The organism is Streptomyces sp. NPDC055078 (assembly GCF_053607985.1).
The window spans coordinates 1-12,914 of record NZ_JBSGUP010000185.1 but is presented as its reverse complement, the minus strand read 5'-3'; the positions used below and the strand labels follow the sequence as shown (position 1 = coordinate 12,914).

Here is a 12,914-nt window from a genome sequence, read left to right as displayed (position 1 = left end):
GGGCCCGGCCGGAGCCGGGCCGGAGCCGGGCGGGGCCGGAGAGGGGGTCAGGCCGCCGGGTCCGGGGTGCGGCGGCGGTCGTCCGGCCTGCGGCGGGCGGGGGACTCGGGGGGCTGGGGAGACTGCGGGGACTCCGGGCGGCGCTGCGGACGGGCCGGCCGCTGCTGGCCGCGCTCCCGGCCCTCCTCCTTCGCCCTGTTCCGCAGCTCCTGCGCCTTCTCCTCGAACTGGTCCTTGATGCCCATGCGGGTTCACTCCTAGGGGGATGTGTGTGTGGGGGGGGTGCCCCCGCGTACTCCCGGGGGCCTCGACCAGCGTGGCACGCATGGACATACATCGCATGTCGGTCAATTACGCTGCGTACGCAAGGGCTGGTCAGCTGCCCCTTCCGCGCCCGAACGCCGCGCACGCACGGCCTGGTCAGCCGCCCCGCCCGCCCCCAGGAGCCCCTTCCCCACTTTCCCCAGCCGTGCCCCGACACGGCGCACCTCCCGGGATCCCTGCACCGCGATCAGGGCGGGCAGGAACCCCCGTACGGACTGGGTGCCGCGCAGCCACCACTGCGCGTACACATGCGCCGAGCGCCGTTCGATCCCCGCGACGACGCGGTCGACGGCCGGACCGAGCGGATAGGTGCGGTTCGACGGCCACGGCAGCCGCTGCCGCAGCTCCCGCATCACCTCGTCGCGGTCGGCCCCGCGCACCATGTCGGTGTCCGTCCAGGACAGATACGCGACCCCGACCCGGACGCCCCGGTGCCGCACCTCGGCCCGCAGGCTGTGGGCGAACGCCTCGGCGCCCGACTTGGAGGCGCAGTACGCCGTCATCATCGGCGCGGGGGCGATCGCCGCGAGGGAGGCGATCTGGAGGAAGTACCCCCGGCTCTCGGTGAGTGCGGGCAGGAACGCCCGGCCGGTGACCGCGCTGCCGATCAGATTGACCTCGATCACCCGGCGCCAGGCGGCGGGGTCCGAGTCGGCGAACGGCCCGCCCAGCGCGACCCCCGCGTTCGCCACGACGACATCGACCCTGCCGAAACGTTCCCCGACCTCGGCGGCAACCCGCCGCATCGCCTCATGGTCCGTCACATCGGCGTACCACCAGTCGCTTTCGGTGTGCAGCCGGGTGGAGACCCGCTTCAGCTCGTCCGCCTCAAGACCCACCAGCGCCACCCGGGCGCCACGCGCGGAGAGCTTGCGGGCGAGGAGTTCGCCCACGCCACGGGCCGCACCCGTGACCACGGCGACCCGTCCGTCCAGATTCGTCCCGCTCACGCGGCCTCCTCCCTTGCGCCCACATACGTACCGACCAGCTCACGGATCTTGGCGGTGACGGTCTCCGGGGCCTCCACGGGCGTCATATGCCCCGCCCCGGCCACCTCCACCAGTTCCAGGCACTCGGGCAGGGTCGAGGCGATCCGCCGGGCGTGCACCATCGGGGTCAGCCGGTCCGCCGTGCCCGCCACCACGACCGCGGGCACCCGCAGTTCCCGTACGACCGCGTCGAGATCCAGCTCCGCGAGCACCCGCGACCACATCACCCGGGAGGTCCGGGGGCAGGCGTGGACGATCCGCGCACACCGCGCCACCGCGTCCCGTGAGGAACGGGGGCCCATGGTGGCGTACCGGAGAATCCGCCGGGACAGCGGTGTCACCGGGCCGAGCGGCACCTGCGAGCCGAGGAGGGACCGGGTGAGGCGGGTCCGCAGCGGTCCGCGCCGCAGCGGCAGCACCCGTGACTCCTCGATCAGCCGCGAACTGCCCGTACTGCACAGCAGCACCGCCGCCGCGTGCTCCGCGAACGCGGGCCGCCCGGCCGCCGCCAGCAGCGTCATCCCGCCCATGGAGTGCCCGGCGAGCACGGCCCGCTCACCCGGTGCCAGTACGGCCGAGAGCACCGCTTCCAGATCGTCGGCGAGTACGGAGGTGCCGACGCGGGCCGGGGCGGTGCGGCCGTGGCCGCGCTGGTCGTAGACGACGACCCGGCAGTCGGCCGCCAGCTCCCGTATCTGCGCGGCCCAGAACCGGGTGGAGCAGGTCCAGCCGTGGGCCAGGACGACGGCGGGCGCCTCCTCGTCCCCGTACACCTCGGTGTGTATGCGCGAACCGTCGGCCGAGAGCACGGTCATGGTGCGGCTCACCGGACGCCCTCCCGCACCGGGGCGCGGACGATGTCGTACTCCGCGAGATCCACTTCCCGGGTCGCCCGGCGGAATGCGGCGGTGGTGCCCGGCCAGACGGTGGTGTTGCGGCCGTTGGCGTCCAGATACCAGCTCGTACAGCCGCCGGTGTTCCACACGGTCCGTCGCATCCGCTCCTGCACCCGCTCGTTCCACGCGTCGACGGCGGCCGGGCGGACGGCGAGCGCGGTCCGCCCGCCGAGGGTTTCGAGGATGCCGAGGTGGCGCAGATAGTCGGCGAGATAGTTCAGCTGGGACTCGATCATCAGGATCATCGAGGAGTTCCCGAGCCCGGTGTTGGGGCCGATGATCGTCATCCAGTTGGGGAACCCGGCGGCGGTGGCGCCGCGCAGCGACCGCATGCCGTCCTTCCACGCCTCGGCGAGCGTGATCCCGTCCGCGCCGACGACGCGTTCGGTGATCGGCATGTCCGTCACATGGAACCCCGTACCGAAGACGATCACATCGGCCTCGGTCTCACTGCCCCCGGCCCCGATCAGCGTCGAACCGCGCACCTCCGCGAGCCCGGAGGTCACGACCTCCACATTGGGCCGGACGATGGCCGGGTAGTAGTCGCTCGACAGCAGAATGCGTTTGCAGCCGATGCGGTACGACGGGGTCAGCTTCGCCCGCAGCGCCGGGTCCCTGACCGCTCTGGCGATGTTCGCCCTGGCCAGCGACTCGATCAGCCCGAGCCGGTTCGGCCGCTTGGTGAAGGCGGAGACCTGGAGTTCCCTGACCCCCCACAGCAGTCCGCGCCGGGCGGCCCCGGTGAAGGGCAGCCGCCGGTGCAGCCAGCGCTCGGCGTCGCTGATGCGCCGGTCCAGCTTGGGCATCACCCAGGGCGGGGTGCGCTGGAAGAGCGTCAGCCTGGCGGCCACGGGCTGGATCTCGGGCACGATCTGGATCGCGGACGCACCGGTCCCGATCACCGCGACCCGCTGCCCGCGCAGATCGTGGCCGTGGTCCCAGCGGGCGGAGTGGAACACCTTGCCGGGGAAGCCCGCGAGCCCGGGGATGTCGGGGATCTTCGGGTCGGCGAGCGGGCCGGTCGCGGAGACCACGACATCGGCGGTGTAGGTGCCGTTGGTGGTCTCGATGGTCCAGCGCAGTTCGTCGTTGTCCCAGGTCATCATCCGTACGTCGTGGTGGAGGCGGAGGTGTGGACGGAGCCCGAAGGTGTCGGTGAGGTGCTCCAGATAGGCCCGGATGTGCTCATGGCCGGAGAAGGTGCGCGGCCAGTCGGGGTTGGGCGCGAACGAGAACGAGTAGAGGTGGGATGGCACATCGCAGGCGCACCCCGGATAGCTGTTGTCGCGCCAGGTGCCGCCGACCGAGCCGGCCCGCTCCAGGACGACGAAGTCGGTGATCCCCTCGCGGCGCAGCCGTACCGCGGCTCCGAGACCTCCGAACCCGGATCCGATGACCGCCACCCGGACATGGTGCCGGTGTTCCCGCTGGTGTTCCTGCTGGTGTTCCTGCCGGTGTTCCCGCTGCTGTTCCTGCTGCTGTTCCCGCTGGTGCTCTTGTTTCCGCCGGCTCATGCCGCCTCCCACTGAACACTGACCGAACCCTGAACGAACCCTGCCGCACAACGAACAACGAACAACGAACAACGCACGCCGCAACCATGCCAGCAATCACTGGCACAGTTGGGAGGGTAAGGCAGCCTGCCTACCGGGCGGTAGAGGTCGGCGCCCGCGAAGTTACCGGCGGTACAACGGCGGTACACCATAGGCTTTCCAGGTGGCAGACGGACGCGAGTACCGCACGGAGGAACTGGCCCGGGAGGCCGGGATCACGGTGCGCACCCTGCGCTTCTACCGCGAGCGCGGACTGCTCCCGCCGCCGCGCCGCGAGGGGCGCATCGCCTGGTACGACGACCACCATCTGGCCCGGCTGCGCACCATCGCCGCCCTGCTGGAGCGCGGCCACACCCTGAACGGCATCGCCGATCTCGCCACGGCGTTCGCGAGCGGCCGGGATGTCGGCGAGGTGCTCGGCCTCGGCGAGCCCACCGAGGAGACCCCCGTCCGCCTCACCCCCGAGGAGCTGGCCGACCACTTCAGGGGCGAGGTCACCCCCGAGAACCTCGCGACCGCCCTCGACCTCGGCTATCTCGCGACCGACGGCGACGAGATCGTCCACACCAGCCGCCGGCTGCTCGACGCGTCGGCTGCACTCGTACGGGAAGGGGTCCCGCTTTCCGCCGTCCTGGACGCCGGCCGCCGCGTCCGCACCCACGCGGACGCGCTCGCCGACCTGTTCGTGGAGATCCTGCGCGAGCACACCCCTGAGGGCGACCCGGAGCGGCTGCGCCCACTGGCGAAGAGCGTGGTGGACGCCGAGCTGTCGATGGCGCTGGACCGACGGCTGCGCGAGGGCGGACCGGAGGGGCCGACGGGACCGGCGGGACCGGCAGGACCGGCAGGACCGGCAGGACCGGGGACGCCGTAGTAAGGACCCGGGCGTCAGATCTCGTAGACCGCCGTCACCGGAGCGTGATCGCTCCACCGCTCGGTGTGTGTCGCCGCCCGCTCCACCCACGTCTTCACCGTGCGCTCGGCCAGCCCGGGGGTCGCGACCTGGTAGTCGATCCGCCAGCCTGTGTCGATGTCGAAGGCCCGGCCCCGGTACGACCACCAGGTGTACGGCCCCTCCTGCTCCGGGTGCAGCGCCCGGACGACATCCGTGTACTCCGCGAAGACCAGGGACAGCCACTCCCGCTCCTCCGGCAGAAAACCGGAGTTCTTCCTGTTCCCGCGCCAGTTCTTGAGGTCCGCCTCCTGGTGGGCGATGTTCCAGTCGCCGCAGACGACGACCTCACGGCCCGCGGCGGCCGAGCGCGCCTTCAGCTCGCGCAGATACGGCAGGAACTCAGCCATGAACCGGAACTTCTCGTCCTGCCGTTCCGTCCCCACCTCACCGGACGGCAGATACAGGCTGGCGACCGTGACGCCCGGCAGATCGGCCTCCACATAGCGCCCGCCGCCGTCGAACTCCCGCGACCCGAACCCGATCCGCACCTCGTCCGGCTCCCGCCGCGTCCAGAGCGAGACCCCCGCCCGCCCCTTCGCCGCGGCGGGCGCGTACACCGTGTGCCAGCCCTCCGGCTCCCGCACCGCGGCCGGGAGCTGCTCCGGCTCGGCCCGTACCTCCTGGAGGCAGATCACATCGGCGTCGGTGCCGGCCAGCCACTCCGCATAGCCCTTTCTGGCGGCGGCGCGCAGGCCATTCACATTCACGGTGGTCACGGTGAGCATGACGGCACCCTACCCACGCCGGTATCCCACGCCCGTACCGGCGGCCCACATTCCGTTTGGTCGTACGATCACTCGTATGGATGTACGCCCGGTCCCGTTCGACCACCCCGACGCCGTCAAGCTCAACGACGAAGTGCAGCTCGAATACGTCGAGCGCTACGGAAGCGCGGGCGGGGGCGAGGGCGACGGGACACCGCTCGACGCGTCGATGTTCCGGCCGCCGCGCGGGCTGTATCTCGTCGCCTACGACGAACGGGACCGGCCCGTCGCCTCCGGCGGCTGGCGCGGCCAGGACGCCGACGACGAGGGGTACGAGGACGGCGACGCCGAACTCAAGCGGATGTACGTCGTCGCCGAGGCGCGCGGCCTCGGTCTCGCCCGCCGTATCCTCGCCGCCCTGGAGGCGGACGCCCGTGCCGCCGGACGGACCCGTATGGTCCTGGAGACCGGCGACCAGCAGCCGGAGGCGATAGCGCTCTACGCCTCCAGCGGCTACACACTCACCACGAAGAAGTTCGGCCACTACCGCGCGTACGACAGCAGCCGCTGCTTCGTCAAGCCGCTGATCTGACGCGTCCCGGCCTCCCGTGACCGGTCCTGACGTGGCCCGGCCCGGCGCTCGGCCCGCTTCCCGCCGCGCCGGCGCCTCCGCCCGCGCCACGTGAAGCCGTCGTGCACGGCATGTGAGAAACCCGCAGAGGCGCCCTGTTACCGACCCCGGTTGGCCGGCCGGTGACTTCCGCGACCTACGATCGTGACACCCCCCTTGACCGAGGCGACTTGTCGGGGGCGAGTGCGGAAAGTCCGACGTATAGACGTATGGGGGGGTACGTATGACGTTCGACGAGGAGTGGGCCGCCGCACGGTCCGCCGCGGTGGAGCAGCAGGCGACGCGTATGCGGCTCAACCAGCTCCCGGCCGAAGGCGGCGGCGGAACGGGGAAGCGCCTCCATGTGGACTCGTCCGAGCTGCGCGGACGGGCGGGCAAGGCGGACATCGTCCGTACGGACTTCGTGAAGGCCGACAACGCGGCGAGCAAGGAGACCGGGGATGTCGGGGGCGGGCTCAAGGGCTTCCGCTCGGCGCCCGCGTTCAAGACCTTCTCCACGCGCTGGGAGTCGCAGATGAAGTACGTGGAAGGGCTGTTGCAGAACGCGGTGGCGGGCGGACTCCGGGAAGCCGCCGCCGAGTTCGACGCCCGCGAGCGGGCCGAGAAGGACCGGCACGGCAAGGGCGGCGACAAGTCCGGCAAGGGCTCCGACCGCAATCTCGCCTGAGCCATCAAGGAGACCCGGGATCCATGCTCGACTACAAGACACTCATCGGCGCCGACCTCACACCGCTCTCCGAGGCCGTGGCGAAGTGGGGAAAGCTCCCCGGCGAGTTCACCAAGGTCGACAAGCTGTACACGAACACGGTCGAGAAGGGCCTCGCCGAGTCCGACTGGGAGGGTGAGGCGGCCGACGCGGCGATGGAGAACGTGTCGCTCGCGGGCAAGCAGATCCGCGCCGCGTCGGACGAGGCCAAGGATGTGCACCGCCTGCTGAGCGACGCGTACGACACCTTCTCCCAGGCGCAGTCGAAGCTGAAGACGATCAGGGGCGACATCGAGAAGGACAAGTACCTCTCGATCAAGCCCGATGGCGAGGTCTGGTTCGACCCGCCGAAGGACACTCCGAGCGAGCATCTGGCGTCCCTGAACAAGGGCTACCAGGAGTCGATCCGGGCGTACCGGACCAGCATCAGCAACCAGATCACGGCGGCCCAGGAGGCCGACGACCTGCTGTACTGGGCGCTGAGCCAGGACTACAACGGGCGCGGGAAGGGCTTCGACCCGAACACGTACAACAGCCTCAAGGGCGCGAAGGCGGGCCGGGAGCAGGCCGACAGGGACCGGGAGACCCTCACCGAACTGGCCGGGGTCAAGCGCCCGTACACCCTGGACGAGATCAAGCAGATCAACAGCCTGCTCTCGAAGCACGAGGGCGACCCGTACTTCGCCGAGCGGTTCGCCACCGGTATCGGGCCCAAGAAGACGCTGGAGTTCTGGACCAGGATCGCCGACCGTACGCAGTACGGGGACGAGATGACGAAGGAGTCGGCGAAGATCCAGAAGAGTCTGGGCCACACCCTCGCCACCGCCTCGTACGCGAACAGCCCCGCGATGGAGAGCTGGAAGAAGGAGATGATCGACCTCGGCGGCAAGCGCGTCGAGATGGTCGACATGAACCTGGGGACCATGACCAAGGGGCCGTACGGCTACCAGGTCATGAGCAGCCTCATGCGGAACGGCGACTACGAGAAGGGCTTCCTCGGCGACTACGGCAAGAGCCTGATCGCCTTCGAGAAGTCCCACAAGGGCACGGACCCCAAGGAGCTGTGGCAGCCGGACGGCTATGAGACGTATCTGAACTTCGGGAAGGGGACGGACCACGGTCTGGATCCCATGGCCGGGTACATGGAGGCCCTGGGCCACAACCCCGAGGCCGCCAAGCAGTTCTTCGCCTCCAAGGACTGGGACTCCTCGGGCAAGGAGATCAAGGGCATGGACCCGGATCTCACGTATCTGCTCGATGAGCGCAAGTGGCCCGACATGCCCAACAACAAAGCCAGCGAGGACTTCGACGAGCTGGGACACGCCATCGAGGCGGCGACGCTGGGTGTTCCGTACGACCAGCCGGAACTGGGGCTGCGCCGGGACGACACGACAGCGAACGTCACCGAGCAGGTCATGAAGTACGTGGGGGACCACCCCAAGTTCCTGGACGACCACAAGGGGATGGGCGACAGCCTCGCCAAGATGGGCGCGGGCTATATCGACGACCTCAACTGGGCGTCATCGAACTTCGGCAACGCCTATACGGGCCAGGACCTGCGGGACTCCGCCTTCGGCCACAAGGGGCCCGGCCATATCGATCTGCTGGACACGACGGCGGCCTCGTTCCTCGCGGTGGCGGGCGGCGACGAGGACGGCTACAAGATCCTGTCGATGGCTCAGCAGGAGTACACGGCCAGTGGTCTGCGGGCGCACCCCGAGCCGAACGGCCAGGTCGCCCAGATCATCGAGACCGGCGCCAAGATGCAGGGCATGTTCGACCAGGCGCGGGCGAACGACATCCACGCCTACTACGGGGAGGCCACCAAGGAGGCGGAGCGCAAGCTCGCCGAGGCCGCCGAGTGGAAGAAGTTCGGTGTCGGGGCCGGGGTGGCGGTGGGGGTCGGTGCCGTGGCGCTGCCCTTCGCCGGGGCCGCCGCCGGCGCGGCCGCCGTGGCCGCGTTCGCGGTGCCCACGGTGGCGGGTGCGGTGGCCGGCGCGGGTATGACGCAGTTCGGCATCGACCTCAACCGCGAGATGGAGCGGAACGGCCCGGACTTCACCCAGAAGGAACACATGGACCTGAAGAGCTTCACGACGCTGGGAGCGGCCCGCGCGGTGACTCCGATGGACGCGTACATCGCGGTCAACGGCCTTGAGGGTTCGGAGTGGGCGCGGAAGACACACAGCGGTGTGGAGGGCAAGTACAACGATGGCTCGGACGCCATCACCCGCATCACGGCGAAGGGATGACGATGAGGCGAAGGGCGTGGCAGGTCCCGGGCGGCCTGGCGCTGGCGCTGACGCTCGTGGCGTGCGGGGGCGGCGGTGAGGAGCAGGACCCGGCACAGAAGAAGACGGTGGCGGCGACGGAGGTGTGCGGGGGTCTGTCGCCGAAGGCCGCGCGGGCGCTGGAGCTGATCTCGGAGACCAAGCGCTTCGAGCACCGCTGGTACCGGACGGCCGACCAGTTGAAGGGCCTGCTGCGTGACCCCGGCGTCGGCGAGGGTGGTGGCGGCGGTGGCGAGCAGACCGACTGCCTCATCGAACCGGATGTGGCCGACCCCGACGAGAGCCCGTCGAAACTGACCGTGCTCTACGAGGAGGTCGCGAAGCTCCCGGCTCCGCAGCCGAAGGAGGTCGCCCTGCTGAACCTCCCGGTGGGGCTGCGCGCGGAGGGCGGCGACGCGACCGCCGACCTGTGGTTCGCGTGCGAGGTCGCGGGTGCCGGCAAGCCGATCGTCCACGCCAGGCTGCTCTACCCGTCCCGCCCCCGCGAGGACAGCACCAAGGAAGCGAACATCCGCGTCCTCCAGGACCTCTCCCGCCGCCACGCGCTCGCGATGGGCTGCCCCGGCGCGGGAGGCATCCCGAGCCTCTGAGGATCTTCTACGGGAGACCCTTGGGCACTGGGCACTGGGCACTGGGCTCGGCCGCCGGCCTGTCCGCACCCGGGCCGCTGACCGCGATGTCGCTACTGGCGCACGGGCTCGCCGGCGCGCACGGGCGCACTGGCTCACTGGCTCACTGGCTCACTGGCTCACTGGCGCAGGGCCTCACTGGCTCGCTGCCTCACTGCCTCACTGGCCGTATTTCTCGTGGCTCGCCGCAGCGCCGGGAACTACTGTCGCGAGCATGGTCGAACACGATGCCCTCACCACCACCCGCGATGGCTACGACGCCGCCGCCTCCGCCTACGCGGACCTGTTCCGCGACTCGCTGCGTGACAGTCCCCTGGACCGCGCGATCCTGGGTGTCTTCGCCGAGGCCGTACGGGCGAGTGGGGACGCACAGGTGGCGGACCTGGGGTGCGGGCCCGGCCATGTCACCGCCCATCTGGATGAGCTGGGGCTCGCGGCGTTCGGGGTCGACGCCTCTCCCGCGATGATCGGGCTGGCTCGGCAGGCATATCCGGGCCTGCGGTTCGACACGGGCTCGATGGCCGCGCTGGACATCGCTGACGGCGCCCTGGGCGGCGTACTCTCCCGCTGGTCCGTCATCCACACTCCGCCGCCGGAACTCCCCGTCATCCTGGCGGAGTTCCATCGCGTACTGGCCCCTGGCGGCCACCTGCTGATCGGCTTCTCGGCCAGCGATTCCCCGTCGCATCCGACGCAGTCCTTCGATCACCAGGTCGCGCTCGCCTACCGTTGGTGGCCCGATCACCTCGCCGCGCTGCTGCGCGAGTCCGGGCTGGCCGAGGTGGCCCGGCTGATTCGCGCACCTCAGCCCACCGACCGGCGACAGTTCCAGGCGGTCCACCTGCTCGCCCGCAAGGGGTAGACGGGACCTCCTCGTCATCGCCCCAACGGCCGCCAACCGCCGCCAACCGCACGGTACTTGAAGAGCCATCGGGTCGATGTTAGCTTGTAACATGTTGGCCACTAACATCAGGAGCGCGATGGTCCGGCGTCGTCCCGACAGTGCTCGGTGGTGGGCCCTCAGTGTTCTCTGTCTCGCACTTCTGGTGGTGGGCCTGGACATCACGATCCTGAACGTCGCGCTGCCGACCATCTCCGGCTCCCTGGGGGCGAGCACGGCTCAGCTCCAGTGGATCGTGGACTCGTACACCCTCGCCTTCGCGGCCGTGATGCTGCCGGCCGGGGTCCTGGGTGACCGATACGGCCGCAAGAAGGTGCTGCTCCTCGGGCTGGGGACCTTCACCGTCGCCTCGGTGTGGTCCGCGCTGGCCGGGTCGTCCACCGAACTCATCGCGGCCCGCACTCTGCTGGGTGCCGGCGCCGCCGTCGTACTGCCGCTGACACTCGCGTTCGTGGCCGGCACCTTCGATGATCACGAACGCCCCAAGGCCATCGCGGTCATCACCACGGCCTTCGCCGCCGGGCTGCCACTCGGCCCCATCATCGGCGGCTTCCTGGTCCAGCACTTCTCCTGGGGATCGGTCTTCTGGATCAACGTCCCCGTGGTCGCGGTGGCCGTCGTGGCCGGGTGGATGCTGCTACGGGAATCCAGGAGCCCGGCACCCCCTCCGATCGATGTGGTCGGGCTGATGCTGGTCATCGCGAGTGTCGTGGCCCTGGTCTGGGGCTTCATCACCGCCCCGGAGGACGGCTGGGGGGCGACGGTCACCATCTGCCTGCTCGGCGGTTCGGTCGTCCTCCTCCTCGCCTTCCTCGGGTGGGAGGCACGCACCGGGAACCGCATCGTGGATCCGGCGCTGTTCCGCAAGCCCCGTTTCACCTGGGGCACCATCGCCGCCGTAGTCGTCTCCATCGCGTTGTTCGCCGTGCTGTTCGTCCTACCGCAGTTCCTGCAAGGGGTCTCCGGCAACGACGCCTTCGGCACAGGCATCCGGCTCGTCCCGCTCATGGGTGGCCTCATGGTGGCGGGCGCCCTCGCGGGCTTCGTCGACCGGAAGATCGGTACGAAGGTCACCGTGGTGGCAGGTCTCGTGCTGCTGGCCGCCGGCCTGGTACTCCTCTCCCAGATCGGGGCCGACAGCGGCTACGGCGTGATCGCGGTCGCGCTCGCCCTGTGCGGCCTCGGCGTGGGAGCCGCGATGGCGCCGGCGATGGAGGCGGTCACCGCGGAAGTGGGCGATGAGTCCGGAGCGGGCTCCGCCGTGGCCAACACGCTGCGGCAGGTCGGCGGCGCCCTGGCGGTGGCAGTGCTGGGAAGCATGCTGTCCATCGTGTACGCCGCCCGGCTCTCCGAAGCTTCGGACCGCCTGCCGGACGGGACGGTGGAGACAGCGAGCGAATCGGTGATGAACGCCGCCGCCATCGCTGACGAACTGGGCCCGGCGGGCCGGGCGTTGAGCACCGCCGCGGGAGATGCGTTCGCCGAGGCCATGTCCGGCGTCATGGTCAGCTGCGCCGTCGTGGTCCTGATCGGTGCGCTTCTCTGCGGCTTCTTTCTGCCCGCCAGGGCGGCCGGTGCCATCGGCGGAACGGCTGTGAAGGCTCGAACGGACGACTTCGCCGACGTGGAATGATCCGGGCCATGACAGGCTCAGAGAACCCGTCCGACTGGCGGGAGCGCAAGAAGGCAGCCACCCGTCGCACCCTGCGGAGCCACGCGATGCGCCTGTTCCTTGAGAAGGGATACGAGGCGACGAAAGTAGAGGAAATCGCTGCGGCGGCAGGAGTGTCCACGATGACCTTCTTCCGGTACTTCCCCACGAAGGAGCACGTGGCCGCGGAGGACGACTACGACTTCCTGATCACGCAGCTCGTCGAGGACGGTTCCGCGGATGAGCCGCTCGTACGCCGGATCCATCACGCTCTCCGGGGCGGGCTGGCGCAGATCTACTCGACTGACCGGCAGGCGCTGCTCGACCGCACCCGGCTCGTTCTGACGACACCGGCGCTCCAGGGGAGGATGTGGCAGAACCAGGCGATCACTCAGCAGCACATCGTCCACGCGCTTTCCCGGGAGGCCGAGGCGGAGGCCGCGAAGGATCCGCTGCGCATCAAAGTGCTCGTCGCCGCGAGTCTCGCCGTCGCCACGACCGCGATACTGGAATGGGCCGCGGCACCGACTGAGGTGGAGTTGCCCGATCTCATCGACACGGCGTTCGCAACTCTTGAGGCGGCGCAGCAACAGCCATGACCTCGGGGATTGATCGCGTCACTTCTGACGAGACCAAGAGCAGTTGCCGTACTTCGCTGCTGTGCAGCGCCGAAGAGCCCCTGCC

Annotated in this window: 13 protein-coding genes; 8 read left to right on the top strand and 5 right to left on the bottom strand. The window is 70.0% G+C overall.

Annotated elements, in window-relative coordinates:
* Positions 1 to 47: 47 nt before the first annotated feature.
* The 4 genes from ACWF94_RS17700 to ACWF94_RS17685 all read right to left on the bottom strand — a co-directional run bounded on the left by ACWF94_RS17700 (position 48) and on the right by ACWF94_RS17685 (position 3,612).
* Positions 48 to 245 carry a hypothetical protein gene (locus tag ACWF94_RS17700; RefSeq protein ID WP_453488539.1) on the bottom strand — a complete coding sequence of 66 codons (198 nt, stop codon included), beginning with the start codon at positions 243 to 245 and terminating at the stop codon, positions 48 to 50.
* Between the two features lie 102 nt (positions 246 to 347).
* Entirely contained in the window at positions 348 to 1,274 is a 927-nt protein-coding gene (locus ACWF94_RS17695) for an SDR family oxidoreductase (protein WP_453488536.1), read from the bottom strand.
* Positions 1,271 to 2,128: an alpha/beta fold hydrolase gene (locus tag ACWF94_RS17690; protein ID WP_453488541.1), complete on the bottom strand. Its 858-nt coding sequence runs from the start codon at positions 2,126 to 2,128 to the stop codon at positions 1,271 to 1,273. The genes ACWF94_RS17695 and ACWF94_RS17690 overlap by 4 nt, the downstream gene beginning before the upstream one ends.
* A gap of 8 nt (positions 2,129 to 2,136) precedes the next feature.
* Positions 2,137 to 3,612, bottom strand: coding sequence for a flavin-containing monooxygenase (locus ACWF94_RS17685; protein WP_453488534.1), 1,476 nt, complete (start codon positions 3,610 to 3,612; stop codon positions 2,137 to 2,139).
* Between the two features lie 313 nt (positions 3,613 to 3,925).
* Between ACWF94_RS17685 and ACWF94_RS17680 the strand changes: the two genes are divergently transcribed.
* Entirely contained in the window at positions 3,926 to 4,636 is a 711-nt protein-coding gene (locus ACWF94_RS17680; protein WP_453488531.1) for a MerR family transcriptional regulator, read from the top strand.
* 14 nt (positions 4,637 to 4,650) lie between these two features.
* On the opposite strand, the gene ACWF94_RS17675 is transcribed toward ACWF94_RS17680, so the two are convergent.
* The gene (locus tag ACWF94_RS17675) at positions 4,651 to 5,442 is read right to left on the bottom strand and encodes an exodeoxyribonuclease III (protein ID WP_453488528.1); all 792 of its coding nucleotides are present in this window, start codon (positions 5,440 to 5,442) and stop codon (positions 4,651 to 4,653) included.
* Between the two features lie 76 nt (positions 5,443 to 5,518).
* Here ACWF94_RS17675 and ACWF94_RS17670 point away from each other — a divergent pair, with 76 nt between their 5' ends.
* The 7 genes from ACWF94_RS17670 to ACWF94_RS17640 all read left to right on the top strand — a co-directional run bounded on the left by ACWF94_RS17670 (position 5,519) and on the right by ACWF94_RS17640 (position 12,829).
* Positions 5,519 to 6,013, top strand: a complete 495-nt coding sequence (locus tag ACWF94_RS17670) for a GNAT family N-acetyltransferase (RefSeq protein WP_453488526.1) — start codon at positions 5,519 to 5,521, stop codon at positions 6,011 to 6,013.
* 262 nt (positions 6,014 to 6,275) lie between these two features.
* Entirely contained in the window at positions 6,276 to 6,719 is a 444-nt protein-coding gene (locus tag ACWF94_RS17665) for a hypothetical protein (protein WP_453488523.1), read from the top strand.
* Positions 6,720 to 6,742: 23 nt separating this feature from the next.
* Positions 6,743 to 9,010: a DUF6571 family protein gene (locus tag ACWF94_RS17660; protein ID WP_453488521.1), complete on the top strand. Its 2,268-nt coding sequence runs from the start codon at positions 6,743 to 6,745 to the stop codon at positions 9,008 to 9,010.
* 2 nt (positions 9,011 to 9,012) lie between these two features.
* Positions 9,013 to 9,639, top strand: coding sequence for a hypothetical protein (locus ACWF94_RS17655; RefSeq protein ID WP_453488519.1), 627 nt, complete (start codon positions 9,013 to 9,015; stop codon positions 9,637 to 9,639).
* Between the two features lie 253 nt (positions 9,640 to 9,892).
* Positions 9,893 to 10,540: a class I SAM-dependent methyltransferase gene (locus tag ACWF94_RS17650; protein ID WP_453488516.1), complete on the top strand. Its 648-nt coding sequence runs from the start codon at positions 9,893 to 9,895 to the stop codon at positions 10,538 to 10,540.
* Between the two features lie 91 nt (positions 10,541 to 10,631).
* Positions 10,632 to 12,212 (top strand): MFS transporter, encoded by a 1,581-nt coding sequence (locus ACWF94_RS17645; RefSeq protein WP_453488514.1) that lies wholly within the window; start codon positions 10,632 to 10,634, stop codon positions 12,210 to 12,212.
* 8 nt (positions 12,213 to 12,220) lie between these two features.
* Positions 12,221 to 12,829 (top strand): TetR family transcriptional regulator, encoded by a 609-nt coding sequence (locus ACWF94_RS17640; RefSeq protein ID WP_453488511.1) that lies wholly within the window; start codon positions 12,221 to 12,223, stop codon positions 12,827 to 12,829.
* Positions 12,830 to 12,914: the final 85 nt, after the last annotated feature.